Source organism: Curtobacterium sp. NPDC090223, from assembly GCF_044746585.1.
In the GTDB taxonomy this organism is placed as follows: domain Bacteria; phylum Actinomycetota; class Actinomycetes; order Actinomycetales; family Microbacteriaceae; genus Curtobacterium.
The window spans coordinates 434,633-450,828 of sequence record NZ_JBIVCN010000002.1; the positions used below are offsets into that span (position 1 = coordinate 434,633).

General features: G+C 72.3%; 17 protein-coding genes. 8 read left to right on the top strand and 9 right to left on the bottom strand.

Annotated features, from left to right (window positions below):
• Positions 1-23 precede the first annotated feature (23 nt).
• From ACIPJY_RS06685 to ACIPJY_RS06705, 5 genes are read right to left on the bottom strand one after another with little or no spacing between them, the layout of a single operon-like run.
• Entirely contained in the window at positions 24-941 is a 918-nt protein-coding gene (locus ACIPJY_RS06685) for an SMP-30/gluconolactonase/LRE family protein (RefSeq protein ID WP_400466305.1), read from the bottom strand.
• A gap of 13 nt (positions 942-954) precedes the next feature.
• Positions 955-1,776, bottom strand: coding sequence for an aldo/keto reductase (locus ACIPJY_RS06690; RefSeq protein ID WP_400466302.1), 822 nt, complete (start codon positions 1,774-1,776; stop codon positions 955-957).
• Between the two features lie 21 nt (positions 1,777-1,797).
• Entirely contained in the window at positions 1,798-2,907 is a 1,110-nt protein-coding gene (locus ACIPJY_RS06695) for a PQQ-dependent sugar dehydrogenase (RefSeq protein ID WP_400466299.1), read from the bottom strand.
• Positions 2,908-2,959: 52 nt separating this feature from the next.
• Positions 2,960-3,616 carry a FadR/GntR family transcriptional regulator gene (locus ACIPJY_RS06700; RefSeq protein WP_400466296.1) on the bottom strand — a complete coding sequence of 219 codons (657 nt, stop codon included), beginning with the start codon at positions 3,614-3,616 and terminating at the stop codon, positions 2,960-2,962.
• A complete protein-coding gene (locus ACIPJY_RS06705; protein WP_400466293.1) occupies positions 3,613-4,344 on the bottom strand; it encodes an SDR family oxidoreductase in 732 nt (243 codons plus the stop codon). Before ACIPJY_RS06705 ends, ACIPJY_RS06700 begins: the two co-directional genes overlap by 4 nt.
• Before the next feature lie 55 nt (positions 4,345-4,399).
• Here ACIPJY_RS06705 and ACIPJY_RS06710 point away from each other — a divergent pair, with 55 nt between their 5' ends.
• Positions 4,400-5,149 carry an SDR family NAD(P)-dependent oxidoreductase gene (locus tag ACIPJY_RS06710; protein WP_400466290.1) on the top strand — a complete coding sequence of 250 codons (750 nt, stop codon included), beginning with the start codon at positions 4,400-4,402 and terminating at the stop codon, positions 5,147-5,149.
• A gap of 20 nt (positions 5,150-5,169) precedes the next feature.
• Here the strand turns inward: ACIPJY_RS06710 and ACIPJY_RS06715 are convergent, their stop codons facing one another.
• Positions 5,170-5,583 carry a MarR family winged helix-turn-helix transcriptional regulator gene (locus tag ACIPJY_RS06715; RefSeq protein WP_400466287.1) on the bottom strand — a complete coding sequence of 138 codons (414 nt, stop codon included), beginning with the start codon at positions 5,581-5,583 and terminating at the stop codon, positions 5,170-5,172.
• Positions 5,584-5,656: 73 nt separating this feature from the next.
• Between ACIPJY_RS06715 and ACIPJY_RS06720 the strand changes: the two genes are divergently transcribed.
• The 7 genes from ACIPJY_RS06720 to ACIPJY_RS06750 all read left to right on the top strand — a co-directional run bounded on the left by ACIPJY_RS06720 (position 5,657) and on the right by ACIPJY_RS06750 (position 12,997).
• Positions 5,657-6,601 (top strand): zinc-binding dehydrogenase, encoded by a 945-nt coding sequence (locus ACIPJY_RS06720; protein WP_400466284.1) that lies wholly within the window; start codon positions 5,657-5,659, stop codon positions 6,599-6,601.
• Positions 6,602-6,711: 110 nt separating this feature from the next.
• Complete coding sequence (locus ACIPJY_RS06725; RefSeq protein WP_400466281.1) at positions 6,712-9,606, top strand: Na+/H+ antiporter subunit A; 2,895 nt, start codon at positions 6,712-6,714, stop codon at positions 9,604-9,606.
• Positions 9,603-10,073 carry a Na(+)/H(+) antiporter subunit C gene (locus tag ACIPJY_RS06730; RefSeq protein ID WP_400466278.1) on the top strand — a complete coding sequence of 157 codons (471 nt, stop codon included), beginning with the start codon at positions 9,603-9,605 and terminating at the stop codon, positions 10,071-10,073. The genes ACIPJY_RS06725 and ACIPJY_RS06730 overlap by 4 nt, the downstream gene beginning before the upstream one ends.
• Complete coding sequence (locus tag ACIPJY_RS06735) at positions 10,070-11,737, top strand: Na+/H+ antiporter subunit D (protein WP_400466275.1); 1,668 nt, start codon at positions 10,070-10,072, stop codon at positions 11,735-11,737. Before ACIPJY_RS06730 ends, ACIPJY_RS06735 begins: the two co-directional genes overlap by 4 nt.
• The gene (locus tag ACIPJY_RS06740) at positions 11,734-12,318 is read left to right on the top strand and encodes a Na+/H+ antiporter subunit E (protein WP_400466272.1); all 585 of its coding nucleotides are present in this window, start codon (positions 11,734-11,736) and stop codon (positions 12,316-12,318) included. Before ACIPJY_RS06735 ends, ACIPJY_RS06740 begins: the two co-directional genes overlap by 4 nt.
• Complete coding sequence (locus ACIPJY_RS06745) at positions 12,315-12,644, top strand: sodium:proton antiporter (RefSeq protein ID WP_400466269.1); 330 nt, start codon at positions 12,315-12,317, stop codon at positions 12,642-12,644. The genes ACIPJY_RS06740 and ACIPJY_RS06745 overlap by 4 nt, the downstream gene beginning before the upstream one ends.
• The gene (locus ACIPJY_RS06750; RefSeq protein WP_400466267.1) at positions 12,641-12,997 is read left to right on the top strand and encodes a cation:proton antiporter; all 357 of its coding nucleotides are present in this window, start codon (positions 12,641-12,643) and stop codon (positions 12,995-12,997) included. The genes ACIPJY_RS06745 and ACIPJY_RS06750 overlap by 4 nt, the downstream gene beginning before the upstream one ends.
• Before the next feature lie 142 nt (positions 12,998-13,139).
• On the opposite strand, the gene ACIPJY_RS06755 is transcribed toward ACIPJY_RS06750, so the two are convergent.
• The 3 genes from ACIPJY_RS06755 to ACIPJY_RS06765 all read right to left on the bottom strand — a co-directional run bounded on the left by ACIPJY_RS06755 (position 13,140) and on the right by ACIPJY_RS06765 (position 16,186).
• Entirely contained in the window at positions 13,140-14,354 is a 1,215-nt protein-coding gene (locus ACIPJY_RS06755) for an MFS transporter (protein WP_400466264.1), read from the bottom strand.
• A gap of 133 nt (positions 14,355-14,487) precedes the next feature.
• Positions 14,488-15,666 (bottom strand): Fic family protein, encoded by a 1,179-nt coding sequence (locus tag ACIPJY_RS06760; RefSeq protein WP_400466261.1) that lies wholly within the window; start codon positions 15,664-15,666, stop codon positions 14,488-14,490.
• A 97-nt stretch (positions 15,667-15,763) separates the two neighbouring features.
• The gene (locus tag ACIPJY_RS06765; protein ID WP_400466258.1) at positions 15,764-16,186 is read right to left on the bottom strand and encodes a GNAT family N-acetyltransferase; all 423 of its coding nucleotides are present in this window, start codon (positions 16,184-16,186) and stop codon (positions 15,764-15,766) included.
• Between the last annotated feature and the right edge of the window lie 10 nt (positions 16,187-16,196).

The following is a 16,196-nucleotide window of genomic DNA, read 5'->3' on the forward strand; positions in this document are numbered from 1 at the left end:
GAGTCAGGATACGGCAGCGCCGGTCAGCCCCGCGCGGTGTCCCGAGCCGTCGTCGCCACCCGGTAGATCGACGTCGTCGCCGCGATGAACAGCGTGGTGCCGTCGTCGCCCCCGAAGCACAGGTTCGCCACCACCTCGGGGACCGGGACCTCGCCGATGCGCCGGCCGTCCGACGCGAACACGACGACCCCGCGGTGCGAGGACGACCAGACGTTGCCGTCGGCGTCCACGCGGATGCCGTCTGGCACACCCTCGTCGGGCCCGAGGGTCGCGAACACCCGTCCGTTCTTCACACGAACGCCGGTGGCGACGCCAGCCCCGCCGTCGGCGCCGACGGTGCCGTCGACCGACACGTCGTACGCCCGGATCACCGGGCGCTCCGACGACGAGCTCGCCAGGTACAGCACCCGCTCGGACGGGTCGAACGCCAGTCCGTTCGGCTCGTCCGCGTCGAGCACCACGGGCCGCAGGCCGGCGCCGTCCGGCCCACAGCGGAACACCCAGTGGTCGCCGTACTCCCGCACGCCCGGGTGCCCCTCGCGCGGCTGCGTGATGCCGTAGGCCGGATCGGTGAACCACACGCTGCCGTCCCGCGCGACGACGACGTCGTTCGGGGAGTTCAGCCGGACGCCGCCCCACCCGTCCGCGATCACCGTGACGACACCGTCGCGGTCCCGCTCGACCCGGCGGTTCCCGTGCGAGCACTGCACGACCGAGCCGTCGGCGTCGAGCGTGCGGCCGTTCGTGAACTCGACGCCGTCGGCGTAGGTCGTGGTCGCCCCGGAGGCCGCGTCCCACTGCAGGATGCGGTCCCCCGGGATGTCGGACCAGCGGAGCGTCCGGGTGGCGGGGATCCAGCAGGGGCCCTCCGCCCAGGTGCTCCCGGTCGCGATGCGCTCGAGCGCTCCCGGGTCCGGGACCAGGTCGGTGATCGACGTCATGCGTCCGCGCCGCTCAGTCGGTCGTGTCCTGCAGGCCGTCGAGGGTGGCGACGTCCTCCGGCGCGAGCACGAAGTCGACGTCGGCGTTCTCGGCGATCCGCGACGGGGTCGTCGACTTCGGCAGCGGGAGCACGTCCTTCTCGAGCAGGTAGCGGATCGCGACCTGCGCCACCGTCTTGTCGTACTTCGCGGCGATCTCCGCGATGGCGGCGTTCGACAGGAGCCCACCGGTGGCGAGCGGCGAGTACCCCTCGACGAGGATGTCCTGCTCCGCGCAGAACGCGGTCGTCTCGTCCTGGGTGTTGCCGATGAACCAGCGGATCTGGTCGGCGTGCGGGGTGACGTCGGTGTTCGCGAGGAGGTGCTCGAGATCCGCGACGACGAAGTTCGAGACCCCGATCGACCGGGTCTTGCCGGCGTCGTAGAGCTCCTCGAAGACCTTCCACACCTCGACGTTGCCGGCACGGTGGTCGCTGCCCATGTCGCTCCACGGCCACGGCGCGTGGATCAGGTACAGGTCGACGACACCGAGGTCGAGGGCCGCGGTGGACGCCGCGAAGGCCTCGCGCGCGCCGGACGCCGTCTTGGTCTCCGCCGGCAGCTTCGTGGTGATGAAGACCTCGTCGCGCGGGACGCCGCTGTCACGGACGGCCTCGCCGACGCTGGCCTCGTTGCCGTACGCCGCCGCGGTGTCGATGTGCCGGTAGCCGGCGTCGAGCGCTGCCCGGGTGGCGTCGTACGCCTCGGACCCCGGCGGGATCTGCCAGGTGCCGAAGCCGATCTGGGGGATGTGGAGTCCGTTGGACAGAACGAAGGTGTCCGTGAGAGCAGGCATGGACCGGACAGTACGCCCGCGTCACCCGGTGAGACCGACGGACAGGATCCGGTCGTCGCCGTCGCCGGGGGTACCGCGGCCGTCGGTGTTGTTCGTGACGAACCAGAGCGTGCCGTCGGGTCCGGCGAGCACCGTGCGAAGCCGCCCGTAGTCCCCGGAGAACCACTCGCGCGAGTCCGAGGGGTCGGCGGCGGGGACGGACCGGAGCACCTCGCCGCGGAGGTTCGCGATGAACACGGTGTCGTCGACGACCGCGAGGCCGGACGGGCTGGCGGCGTCGGTCGACCACTGCCGGACCGGGTCGACGAACCCCTGGTCCGTGCCGCCGGCGCCCTCCACCTCGGGCCAGCCGTAGTCCTTCCCCGGTTCGATGACGTTGAGTTCGTCCCAGGTGTCCTCGCCGAACTCGGACGCGAACATGGTGCCGTCCGACGCCCATCCGAGCCCCTGCACGTTGCGGTGCCCGTACGACCAGACCGGGGACCCGGCGAAGGGGTTGTCGTCCGGCACCTCGCCCGTCGGCGTCAGGCGGAGGATCTTGCCCGCGAGCGACGAACGGTCCTGCGCCTCCGACCGGTTCCCCGCGTCGCCGACCGTGACGTAGAGCATGTCGTCCGGTCCGAAGGCGATCCGCCCGCCGTCGTGGAACGTGTTCGCGGGCAGCTCGTCGACAACGGTCGTCGGGTCCCCGAGCCCGAAGGACCCGGCGCTGCCGGTGAGCGGGTAGCGCTGGACGCGGTTGCCGTCGTCGGCGGTCGAGTAGACGTACAGCTCGTCGTCGTGGAGCGCCAGGCCGAGGAGCCCGCCCTCGCCGCCGTGCGAGACGCCGTCGATCGTCGCGACCGTCCGAGGGCTCCCGGTGTCGTCCAGCTCGAGGACGTCCCCGGAGTCGCGGAGGCTCACGAGCGGGGTGCCGTCGCCGGTCAGCACCACCGACCACGGCGCGTCGAGGCCGGTCGCGACGTCCGTCACGGCCCCGGTCGGCACGACCTCGCCGCTCGCCAGGTCCGTCGGCGTCGGTGGGGCGGTCGCACTCCGGCGGCCGGTGGGCTCGCCGTCGGCGGTGCACCCGGCGAGCGCCAGGACGACGAGGGCGAGCGAAGCGAGTGGTGCTGCGGTCCGGGTACGCATGGCGCGCACCGTACCCGCGGCGTCCGCGGGCGCGCCGAGTCGCCGACGCCGCTCAGGTGCGGTCGACGATCTCCCGCATCGCGGACGCCGCGCCCGGCGCGTCGCCGCGCGCGACGGCGTCGGCCAGCGCGACGTGCAGCGCCATGTCGTACGGGTCCGGTCCGATGTGCGCGCGCTCGTCGAGCGCGCGCTCGACGACCAGCGCCAACCGGGCGAAGACGGCGTTCCCGGACAGGTCCAGCAGGCTGCGGTGCACCGCTCGATCGGACTGGAGGCGATGGGTCGCGTCCGCGTCGTCGGCCGCCAGTCGTCCCGCGGCGGCGACCAGGGCCTCCAGGCCGTCGGGTGGGAACGCGCCGGACGCGACACGGTCCGCTGCCGCGGCCGCCGCCTCCGGTTCGACCGCGCGGCGCAGCGCGCGGAGTTCCGCGAGCACCGCGTCGCGTTCCGGGCCGTCGAGGCGCCAGCCGACCACGCGCGGGTCGATCACGTCCCAGTGCTCACGACCACGGACCCGGAGTCCGACGCGGCGGCCCGCGCTGAGCAGCCCGAGTCCGACGAGGACCCGGGTCGCCTCGCGGACGATGCTGCGACTCGCGCCGGTGCGGACGACGAAGCCGTCGATGCTGTCGACGTGGCCCTCCGGCAGCGTTCCGGCGACGACCGCGGACCCGAGCTCGTCGAGCACCCGGTCGAACGTGCTCGTCACCGTTGCGAGACCGGGCTGATGACGAGCTCGTCGACGCGGACGTGTGCGGGCGCGTCCAGGACGAAGCCGATGGTGCGGCCGATGTCCTCGGGGGTCAGCATCACGGCCCGGGCCGCGCTGTCCGGGACCTCGGGGCGCTGGTCGAGGAAGTCGGTCGCGACGTCACCGGGGCAGAGGTGGGTCGCACGGATCCCGTGCGCCGCCTCCTGCTGGTTGAGGCTCCGGACGACCGACCCGAGCGCGGTCTTCGACGCGGAGTACGCGACGCCGGCCCCCGGCTGGAAGGACCACCCGGCGTACGAGGAGACGACGACCACGACTCCGCCGGACGCCCGGAGCGCCGGGAGTGCGGCGTCGACGACCGTCACGACCGCGGTGAGGTTCGTGTCCACGATCGCGCGGAAGTCCGGCATCGACTGGTCGTCCCACCGGCGCCGCGGGGCGTTCAGGCCCGCGGCGAGGACGAGTCCGTCCAGGCGCCCGTGCCGCGCCGCGATCTCCTCGGCGGCCGCGGCCACGGCCACCGGATCGCTCGCGTCGAGCGGCAGGACGTCGGCACGGCCACCGCCGGACCGGACGGCGGCGGCGACCGCCTCGAGCCGGTCGGGACGGCGTCCGCTGAGGACCACCGTCCACCCGCTCGCCGCCGCGGTCCGCGCCGTCGCGGCACCCATGCCGCTGCCGCCGCCGGTGATCCAGAGGACGCGCTGTTCCGTCTCGTTCGTCATGCTGATTAGTATGCCTATTGAGGCCGGTGACGTCCGCCGGCCGAAGGGAGCGACGATGCACCTCGACATCAGCGACCGTGTGGTCGTCGTCACCGGAGCCGGCCGGGGGATCGGCAGCGTGCTCGCAGCGCGGTTCCGGGACGAGGGCGCCCGGGTGGTCGCCCTCGACCTGGCCTTCGACGGGCCGGACTCCCCCGACCACGTGGTCTGCGACGTCGCCGACCCGACGTCGGTGCGAGCGGCCGTCGACACCGTCGTCGCACGCCACGGGACCATCGACGTGCTGGTCAACAACGCCGGCATCAACGTGGACGGCCTCGTCGCGGACCTGCGGTGGGACGCGTGGCAGCGGTGCATGGACGTGAACCTCGGCGGCACCTTCCTGATGAGCCAGGCGGTCGCACCGGTCATGCAGCGGGCGGGGCGCGGTCGGATCGTCAACGCGGCGTCCTTCGCGGCGATCGTGCCGAGCGTGGGGAGCGCCGCGTACGCCGCGTCGAAGGCCGCGGTCGTGGCGTTCACCCGCGTGCTGGCGTCGGAGCTCGGGCCGTGGGACATCACCGTGAACGCGTACGCGCCGGGCATGGTCCCGACGGCGATGAACGGCTTCGCGACGATGCCGGTCGAGGCGCAGGACCGGCTGCTCGACACCCTGTCGCTGCGGCGGTGGGAGACGCCGGACGACGTCGCCGACCTGCTGGTGTTCCTGGCGAGCGACGCGTCGTCGTACATCACGGGCACGCTGCTCGACGTCTCGGGCGGCAAGCTCGCCACGCAGATCCCGGCTCGGGCGCACGGGCGGTAGCGGGTCGCGCGGTCGCGCGGTCAGCGCAGCATCCGCTCCAGGAGCTCGCGGAGCCGGCGGCGATCGGCGGCGGGGAGCCGTTCGGTGAGCGGCAGCAGGGCGTCGCGCATCGCGGACTCCAGCGCGAGGGCGACCTCGTGCCCCCGGTCGGTGAGCACCACGTCCACCGCGCGGGCGTCGTCCGGGTTCGGTTCCCGCGCGAGCAGCCCCTTCGCCGAGGCGCGCGCCACGAGCCCGGTCATCGTCGACTTCTCCAGCCCGAGGTACTCGGCCAGGTCGCCGATGCGGAGTCGCCGGTCCCGGAGGATCGCGAGCACCCGCAGCTGCGTCAGCGACAGACCGGCGTCGGCGGCCAGGTCGGTCAGTGCGCCCATCGTCGTGAACGCGGCGTGCCCGAGCGCGTCGACGAGCCGGTCCTGCTCGGTGGTGTCCATGTATCCACCCTACTTGACGAGGTTCGTGATGCGAACTACTTTGATTCGTAACACGAACCAACAGGAGCATCGCATGCACGCATCCGTCGTCACCCGCTTCGACACCGCCCCGACCTGGGCGGTGTTCCCCGAGCCGACCCCGGCACCCGACGAGGTCGTCGTCGAGGTCGTCGCCGCCGGCCTCCACCCCCGCGTCCGCTCGCAGGCCGCCGGCTCGCACTACACCAGCGAGGGCGCACTCCCCCTGGTCCCCGGCGTCGACGGCGTCGGACGCTTCCCGGACGGAACGCTCCGGTACTTCGCCGTGCAGTCGGACACCCGCGGGTCGATGGCCGAGCGCGTCGCGGTCGACCCCCGGGCGAGCGTGGTCCTGCCCGACGGCGCGGACCCGGTGGCCGTCGCCGCCGGCGCCAACCCGGTGATGTCGTCCTGGGTCGCACTCCGACGACGGATCGACTTCCCGGACGGCGCCCGGGTCCTCGTGCTCGGCGCGACCGGCGCGTCCGGGCGGGCGGCGGTGCAGGTCGCGAAGCACCTCGGTGCCGCGCACGTGGTCGCGAGCGGCCGGAACGCCGCGCGGCTCGCCACCCTCACCGCCGTCGGCGCGGACGTCGTCGTCCCGCTGGACGACGTCGACGGCATCGCCGCGGCAGCGTCCGACGTCGACGTCGTCATCGACTACGTGTGGGGCGAGCCGGCCGCGCGAGTGATGGCCGCGATCGTCACGGCCCGGCGGTCGCGCGGGGACCGGCTCGACTGGATCGCGATCGGGTCCACCGCCGGACCGGAGGCCCCGATCCCCTCCGCCGCGCTCCGTGCGTCCGGTCTGACCATCGTCGGGAGCGGCCAGGGGTCGGTCGGCAGGGCCGCGTTCGTCGCGGAGCTGCCGGGCATCGTCGCCGCGATCGCGGACGGGACGATCGCGGTCGACGCGACGGCGGTGCCGATGCGCGACGTCGCGGACGCCTGGGCCGGACACGCGGAGTCCGGGACGGGCAGAGTGGTGCTCGCAGTCTGATCCGCCGGGCGGCAAGCTGTCCGGTCGTTCAGGTTCTCCCCATCCGGCTCTCGGTAGCCTGTGAGCCACCCAGAGCCGGACTTGCACGCCCGACCCCGAGGAGGCGCCCCATGGTCACCGTCCTCGTCGCGTTCGCCGTCGTCGCCCTCGTCGTCCCGGCGTTGACGCCGCTGCTCGGGCGGCGCGTCTTCTACGTCGCAGCACTCGCCCCCGCGGCGGCCGCGGTGCTCACGGTCACGCAGACCGACCGGGCCCTGCACGCGGGCGTCTCCGAGTCCACCACCTGGATCCCGCAGCTCGACCTGGCGATCGCCTTCCGCGTCGACGCCCTGTCGTGGGTGCTCGCACTCGTCGTGTCGGTCGTCGGTGCGCTGGTCCTCGTCTACTGCGCGTCCTACTTCGGCCCGAAGGAGCCGGGGCTCGGCCGGTTCGCCGGGGTCCTGACCGCCTTCGCCGGGTCGATGTACGGCCTGGTGATCGCCGACGACGTCATCGTGCTCTTCGTCCTGTGGGAAGCGACGACGGTCTTCTCGTACCTGCTGATCGGGCACGACGCAGCGAAGCGGGCGAGCCGGGCCGCGGCGATGCAGGCCCTCGTCGTCACCACGGCCGGCGGCCTGGCGATGCTGGCGGGTCTCGTGATGCTCTCGGTGACCGCGGGCACCACGCAGCTCTCGGCGATCGTCGCCCAGGCACCGACCGGCACGATCGTCACGGTCTCGGTGGTGCTGGTCCTCGCCGGGGCCCTGACGAAGTCCGCCATCGTCCCCTTCCACTTCTGGCTGCCGGCGGCGATGGCGGCCCCCACCCCGGTGAGCGCCTACCTGCACGCCGCGGCGATGGTGAAGGCGGGCATCTACCTCGTCGCCCGCCTGGCCCCCGCGTTCGCGTTGCTCGAGGGCTGGCGCGAGACCATCACGGTGCTCGGCGTGCTCGGCATGGTCATCGGCGGGTACCGGGCGCTCCGGCAGACCGACCTCAAGCTCCTGCTGGCGTACGGCACCGTGGCCCAGCTCGGCTTCCTCGTGCTCGCCGCCGGGTGGGGCACGCCGGCCGTCGCGCTCGGCGGGGTCGCCCTGCTCGTGGCCCACGCGACCTTCAAGTCGACGCTGTTCCTGGTCGTCGGCACGATCGACCACGTCACCGGCACCCGCGACCTCGGCAGCCTGAGCGGACTCGGCCGGCGGATGCCCTGGCTCGCGACGGTCGCCGTGCTGGCACTCGTGTCGATGGCCGGCATCCCGCCGACGATCGGATTCGTCGCGAAGGAAGCCGTCCTGACGGGCTTCATCGACGCGCTGCACGGCCCCGGAGCCGGCTGGGCGTGGTTCGCACTCGTCGGCATCACGGTCGGATCGGTCCTCACCGTCGCCTACTCGCTGCGCTTCCTCTGGGGCGCCTTCGGGACGAAGCCGGACGTCGAGGCCACCGAGCCGCACGCGCTGCACGGCCTCGGCGTGGTGCCCTCGATCCTCGGTCTGACCGGTCTCGCGCTCGGCCTGCTCACCCCCGTCGTCGCACACGGCATCGAGCCGGCGGCCACCGCGGCGTCGATGCGCGGCGCCGGTGACGTGCCGCACCTGGCGCTCTGGCACGGCCTCGAGCCCGCGCTCGGCATCTCCGCGATCACGCTCGTCGGCGGCCTGGCACTGTTCGCCGCGCGCACCCGCGTCGAGGCGCTGCAGCACCGTCTCGCCGGGTTCCCGAGCGCCGCGAACACCTACCGGCACGTCATGCGCGGGCTCGACCGCGGCGCCACGGCCGTCACCGCGGGGCTGCAGCGCGGTTCGCTGCCCTACTACCTGACGGTCATCCTGTCGGTGTTCGTCGCCGGGGCACTCGCCAACCTGGTGCTCGGCGGGCCGTGGCAGTTCTCGATCCGGTTCGCCGACTCGTGGGGCCAGATCCCGGTCGTCATCGTGATGTCGGTCGCCGCGATCGCCGTCACCACCGCGAAGACCAGGTTCGCCGCGGCCGTCCTGGTCGGGGTCACCGGCTACGGGATGTCCGTGCTGTTCGTCCTGCACGGCGCCGTCGACCTCGCGCTCACCCAGCTCGTCGTCGAGACCGTGACGCTCATCGCGTTCGTCCTGGTCCTCCGCCGCCTGCCCCCGCGCATCGCCACCGCGAACCCGTCGCGTTTCCGCCTGCTCCGTGCCCTGTTCGCCGCACTCGCCGGCGTGACCCTGGCGATCGTCGTGATCGTCGCGGCATCCGCACGGACCGCCGAGCCGATCTGGCCGGACATCCCGGCGCTGACGAGCTCGTTCGGCCACGGCCTGAACGTCGTGAACGTCGCGCTCGTCGACCTGCGCGGGTGGGACACCCTCGGCGAGCTCACGGTGGTCGTCGCCGCGGCCACGGGCGTCGCAAGCCTGATCTTCGTGAACTCCCGCGAGGACACGCTCCCCCGCCTCCGCGACCTGCCGAACGACGTCACGAGCGACAAGCACCGCCCCGACGGCGAGCCCCGCGCCTGGCTCCCGACCAGCGCCGCGCTGCCGACCGGCCGCTCGGCACTGCTCGACGTCGTCGTCCGCCTGCTCTTCCACGGGCTCATCGTGCTGTCCGTGTACCTGCTCTTCGCCGGGCACAACGCCGCGGGCGGCGGCTTCGCCGGTGGGCTCGTCGCGGGCATCGCCCTCGCCGCCCGCTACCTCGCCGGCGGTCCGGCCGAACTCGGTGCCGCGGCCCCGGTGCGCGCCGGACGCCTGCTCGGGCTCGGTGTCGCGACGGCGGCGATCACCGCGATCGTGCCGCTGTTCTTCGGCCGGGAAGCCCTGTACTCCGAGTTCTTCGAAGCCACCGTCCCGGTGCTCGGGCACGTCGAGTTCGTCACCGCCACGTTCTTCGACATCGGCGTCTACCTGGTCGTCGTCGGTCTCGTGCTCGACGTGCTGCGCAGCCTCGGGGCCGAGGTCGACCGGCAGCGCCTCGAGGACTCCCGCGTCCCCACGAACGACACGATCGAAGGCAGCCCCGAGCAGGAAGGCGTCACCGCATGACCATCACGCTCGTCCTCGTCATCGCGATGGCCGTCCTCTTCGCCGCCGGTGTCTACCTGCTGCTCGAACGATCCCTGACCCGGATGCTCCTCGGGTTCCTGCTCCTCGGGAACGCCCTCAACCTGCTGCTGCTCGTGATGTCCGGCGCGGCCGGTGACCCGCCGATCGGGAAGTCCTCCAAGGGGATCACCGACCCGCTCCCGCAGGCCTTCGCCCTCACCGCGATCGTGATCACCTTCGCCGTCAGCGCGTTCCTGCTCGCACTCATCCACCGCTCGTGGACGCTGTCCCGCGCGGACGAGGTCGAGGTCGACGAGGCCGACGTCGCCATCCGCCGCGACCGTTCCAGCGCCGAGGAGGACGACCCGGAGACCGACACGGACCCGGAGTCCGACGCCGACGACGGCATCGCCCACGACCACGAGCGCCACCACGAACCGCACGACGAGCGAGAGGACTCCCGATGACCGCCCTGGTCCCGCTCCTCGTCCTCGTCCCGCTGCTCGGTGCGGCGGTCGCGCTCGGGCTCCTCCGCCACCAGAAGCTCCAGCGTGCGATCACGGTCGGCGTGCTGGTGGTCGCACTCGCGGTCGCCGCCACGCTGATGGTCCTCGTCGACCAGCACGGCACGATCGTCGTCCAGGTCGGCGGGTGGGACGCCCCGTACGGCATCTCGCTCGTGGTCGACCGGCTGAGCGCGCTGCTGCTGACCGTGTCCGCGAGCGTCCTGCTCATCGTCCTGCTGTTCTCCATCGGGCAGGGCCTGGCGGCGGACGACGGCGAGGCCCCGGTCACGATCTTCTACCCGACCTACCTGGTCCTCGCCGCCGGCGTGCTCGACTCGTTCATCGCGGGCGACCTCTTCAACCTCTACGTCGCGTTCGAGATGCTGCTGGTCGCGAGCTACGTGCTGATCACCCTCGGCGGCAGCGAACAGCGGGTCCGCGCGGGCACGACGTACATCGTGACGAGCCTCATCGCGTCGGCGATCTTCCTCTCCGCGATCGGGCTCGTGTACGGCGCGACGGGCACCGTCAACATCGCCCAGATCAGCGAGCGGATGGCGGGACTGCCGGAGCACGTGCAGCTGCTGCTCCACACGATGCTGCTCATCGGGTTCGGCATCAAGGCGGCGGTGTTCCCGCTGGCGTTCTGGCTGCCGGACTCCTACCCGACCGCTCCGGCACCGGTCACGGCGGTGTTCGCGGGCCTGCTGACGAAGGTCGGCATCTACGCGATCATCCGCCTCGAGACGATCATCTTCCCCCAGCCGCAGCTGAACACCGTCCTGCTCGTCGTCGCGACGCTGACGATGGTCGTCGGGGTGCTCGGGGCCGTGTCCCAGACCGACGTGAAACGACTGCTGTCCTTCACGCTGATCAGCCACATCGGCTTCATGGTGATGGGCATCGGACTCGGTACCGTCTCGGGCACCGCCGCCGCGGTCTTCTACACGGTCCACCACATCGTCGTGCAGACCACGCTGTTCCTGGTGTCCGGGCTGATGGAACGGGTCGGTGGCACCACCTCGACCCGGTCCCTCGGCGGGCTGCTGAAGGCCGCCCCACTGCTCGCCGCGCTGTACCTGGTGCCGGCGTTCAACCTCGGTGGCATCCCGCCGTTCTCCGGCTTCATCGGCAAGCTCGGCCTGTTCCGTGCCGCGGCGCTCGACGGCAGCCCGATGGCCTACGTGACCATCGGCGCCGGCGTCGTCACCTCGCTGCTCACGCTCTACGCGCTGATGCGCGTGTGGGACGCCGCCTTCTGGCGGCCGAAGCCGGCCGCCGAGCCGGCCGCACCGCACGCCTCCGTCGCGGAGCCGCACGAGCACCTCCGTGCTCCGGAACCGGCGCCGGTCACCGTGTCCGAGACGGACGGTTCCGTCCTGACCGGAGGCTCGGTGACGGTCACCGACGCTGCTCCCGCGGGCGCGGCCTCCCGACCGACCCCCGGCACCGACGAGAAGGCGCGCCTGCCCCGCATGCTGGTCGGCGTCACGACCGTCGCGGTGCTCGGGTCCGTCGCGCTCACCGTCGTCGCCGGTCCGCTCTACGGCTACGCGACCCGCGCAGCGGAATCGCTCGAGTCGCCGACGCAGTACGTGCAGGCCGTCCTCGGGGAGCGCCCGTGACGAACGACACCCGACGCATCACGAACGCCCGGCGCATCGCCGTCGCGTGGCGGTACGACGTGCCGCTCGTCCTCGGGCTGACCGTCCTGTGGGCGCTGCTCTGGGGGTCGTGGACCCCGCTCACGCTGCTCTGCGGCGTCGTCGTCGCGCTGCTCGTGACACAGGCGCTGCCGCTGCCGCCGGTCCCCCTGTCCGCCCGGTTCTCGATCGTGCACACCCTCTGGTTCCTGGTCATCTGGTCCGGACTCGTCGTCGCCGCGTCGTTCCGCGTCGCCTGGGTGGCGTTCCGGCCCCGCGGTGTCCGGCGCAGCTCGATCGTCCTCGTGCAGATGCACACCACCTCGGAGATGACCTTCACGCTGGCCACGCTCGCGGTCTCGCTGGTGCCCGGCTCCTACGTCGCGGACGTCGACCTCGGGCGTCGCCGACTGCTGCTGCACGTCCTCGACACCGAACAGGAGCGCCAGGTGGAAGCCGCGAAGCGTGAGGCGCTCGGGATCGAGATGCTCGTGATCAAGGCCCTCGGGTCGAAGCGGGACCTCGCCGAGCTCTCCGAGCCGCTGCCGGAGGTGACCCGGTGAGCGCCGCCGTCGTCGTCATGGGGATCGGCATCGCGCTGGTCCTGGCGCTCCTCGGGGCGACCCTGGCGCTGGCCGTGTTCCGGATCGTCCGCGGCCCGACGATCCTCGACCGGATGATCGGCTCGGACATGGTCCTGACCACCGTCCTCGTGGTGATCGCGGCCGCGATGGTGATCCGGCAGGACCTCACCGGCATCCCCGTCCTCGTGGTGATCGCCGCCACGAGCGTGTTCGCCACGATCGCCGTCGCCCGTGCGGTCACGCCGTCGTCCGACCCCTCCGACGACGGCGCGGACGTCACGACCCCGGAACGGAGCGAGCGGTGATCGAGATCCTGCAGTCCTTCGTCGACGCCGCCGGCGTCCGGGCGTGGATCGCGCTCGGGCTGCTGCTCGTCGGGTCCCTGCTGTCCCTCGGCGCGGGCGTCGGCATCGTCCGGTTCCCCGACCCGCTCGTCCGACTGCACGCGATGGCGAAGCCCCAGGTGCTCGGGTTGGCGTTCGGGCTCGCGGCGATCGTCGTCGCGGTGTGGACGTGGACGGCGCTCTGGGTGGTCCTGCCGATCATGGTGTTCCAGCTGTTCCTGGTGCCGGTGTCCACGCACATGATCGCCCGCGCCGGCGTCCGCTCGGGCGACTACCGGCACGAGGACCTGCTCGTCGACGACACCGAGTCCTAGCCGCCCCCGCCCCGCGCCCCCGCCCCGCGCGTGGGAAGTTGAATCGCGCGTAGGTGGTCGTTCCTTTCCACCACCAACGCGCGGTTCGTCTTCCCAGTGCACGCGGTGTGGGAAGGAACCGCCGTGCGGATCGGCCCCCGGGTCAGCGGCGGCGGGACAGGAGCAGGTTCACGACGGCCGCCACGACGACGATCGCCGCGGAGATCGCCGGGAAGAGCATCGCGGCCGACGTGCCGGAGCGCTCGGCGACCTCTCCCACGACGGCCGAGGTCAGCGACTGCCCGACGATCACGGCCGAGCCGAGGATCGTCATCGTGGTCGCGGACCGGCCCACCGGGGAGCGGTCGGACCCCAGGCTGTACTGCGCGACGAGGGTCGGGCCGATGCCGATGCCCATCACCGCGAGGACGATGCCGACCGCCACGACCGAGTCCGCCGACGCGAACGCGATCGCACCACCGAGGAGCACCACGCCGAAGACCAGCCAGCGCCACCCGACGCCGAACGACCGCGGGAACGCCGCCGATCCGAGTGCCAGCCCGGCCGAGCCGATGCCCATCAGCCCGTAGAGGAGTCCTGCCTGCGACGACTCGCCGTGCGTGCCCATGAACGCCGTCAACGAGGTCAGGGTCGAGCCGAAGAAGAACCCGATGCCGAGGATTCCGACGACCACCACGACCAGCCGCGGTCGGAGGAGCTGCCGCGCCGGTGCCTGGACGACCTCGGCGTGCTGCCCGACCGCCAGCTTGCCCGTCGGGTGCAACGCGAATGCCGTCACGAAGACGAACGTCAGCGCGGATGCACCGGCGACGGCCACCCACGGGGCGATCGCACTCGCGAGCAGGCCGACCAGGAACGGGCCGATGATGAACACCGTCTCGTCCGCTGCGGACTCGTACGCCATCGTGCCGCTGAGGACCTTCTCGTGGCGGTCCTTCGCCATCCGCTGCCGGATGATCGCGACGAGCCGGGTGCGGGACATCGGCGCGACCTGCGGTGCCGACGCCCCGATGCAGAACGACATCGCCAGGACGGCCAGGTCGGGGGCGGCGCTCTGCACGACGAGCGGGAACACCCCGAGCAGCACGCCGTTCGCGATGCCGACGGGGACGAGCACCTTCCGCTGGCCGAGCCGGTCCGCCGCGGCGCCCACCATCGGGCCGAAGACCGCCGACCCGATGCCGACGAACGCGGAGTTGATGCCGCCCAGGGCGACCGAGTCCCGCGAGGCGACGACGAGCGTCAGGACGCCGACGACCATCATCGCGAACGGGAGCCTGGCGATGAAGGCGATCGGGAAGTACGACCGCCCGGCGTGGGCGATCAGGGAAGCGTCAGAGGAGCGCGCCTGGAGCATGTCGTGGTGTGCCTTCTCGGCCCACGTTCGTTCCGCGGACCCATCGGGTGCCGCCGCTGTCCGCCGAGGTGCGGCGGCCGGTAGATACACACTGCGTCCTCCGAGGGTACCAGCGGCGGATCGCGGGCAGTCGTCAGCCCCGACGGCCGGATCGGCGTGCGAACGCGTCCAGTGCGCCGAGCACGTCGTCGTTCCGCCACACCGTCGCGCGCAGTTTGTGTTCGTTCTTCGACACGAGGACACCCGCCGCGACGAGCGAGTCGAGCGCGCGGTAGACGTTGATCGATCCGCCGAGCTGGACGGAGAGCGATGCGGCGGTGAGCACGGGCTGCCGCGCCACGACCTCGAGCACCCGCCACACGGCCGAGTCCGACCGCGCGGTGACACGCTCGCGCCACCGCGCCTGGGCCGCGTGGACGTCGTCGACGAGCACCCGGGCGTTGTTGACGGCACGGAACGACGCCTCTGCCGTCGCCACGACGATCGGCTCGATGTCGCCTGCGCGATAGGCATCGAGTGCCGCGTGGTACCCGGCAGTGTCGGTCAGCAGTCCGGCCGACACCGGGATCGTGACGTTCTGCGTGAGGCCGGTCCCGCGGAACATCGCCTGCATGAGCGCGCGGCCGGTCCGGCCGTTCCCGTCCGTGAACGGGTGGATCGTCTCGAACTGTGCGTGCGCGACGGCGATCTGGACCAGGCGTGGCAGGTCGTTGCGCCGGGCGAACGCCATCACGTCGTCGACGAGCGCCGGAACACGTTCCGAGGCCGGCGCGACGAACTCGGCCCCTGCCGGACTGTCCGCGCTCCGACCGATCCAGACGGGTTCGTCCCGCCAGGTCCCGGCGTCGTGGTGCGGGTCTCCGTCGAGGAGGACCCCGTGCATCGCCAGGACCGATCCCGGCGTGAGCTCGTCGGCCAGGTCGAGCGCGCTCTGCATCGCACGCGTGTTGGCCACGATCTGCGCAGCGTTCTGCCTCGAGTCGTCGCCGAGCTCGGCGGTGAAGATGGCTCGAGCACTCGCCGTCAGGTGCTCGATCTGGGACGATGCCGCGGCCTCCGAGCGCAGGAGCAGCGATGCGAACGGCGCGATCTCGCCACCGAGTTGCGCGTCGAACCGGACCAACGCCCCGACTGCGTCGTCGACCAGGGCGGCGGTCGCCGACGAGACGACGGGGTCGAGCGCCGCGATGACGGGCGGGACAGCGGCGCGGTACGGGTGCCCGAGGGTGCTCCGCCGACTCGCGGCGATGCCGAACCCGGCGTACTTCGACTCGAACCACAGTTCTTCGGTGTCGATGGAGGGCCAGCTCATCCCGTCTCCGATCTGTCACGACGGCGTCCACATCGTGACACTTGTGCTCACAAGTGTAACTCGCGCCCTGTCGGAGTGGTCCTGGTCTCGGCGTGGGTCAGGCGGCGAAGCGGACGAACGACCGCAGCCCGGACGGCTCGACGTCGTGGGCCTCGGTGAAGCCGCAGGACTCGTAGAACGCGCGCTGCCCCGGCTCGTCGTCGGTGAGCAGCACGACCTGCCGGACGTCACGGACCCGGTCGAGCACCGCACCGAGCAACGCCGCCCCGACGCCGGCGCGCTGCGCGGACGGCGCGACGAGCACGTCCTGCACGTACGCGATCGTGCAACCGTCGGAGACCGTGCGGACCAGACCGATCAGCTCCCCGCCCTCGCTGCGCGCCGTCAGCACGAGGTGGGATCCGAGCACCGCGGCGTGGAGCCGTCCGGGGTCGTCGGTGTACGCGGTCCATCCCACCGCCCCGTACAGCGCGAGGAGTTCGTCGAGGTCCGGACGGTCGTCGCCGAGGGAGAAGTGCACGGCACCAGTC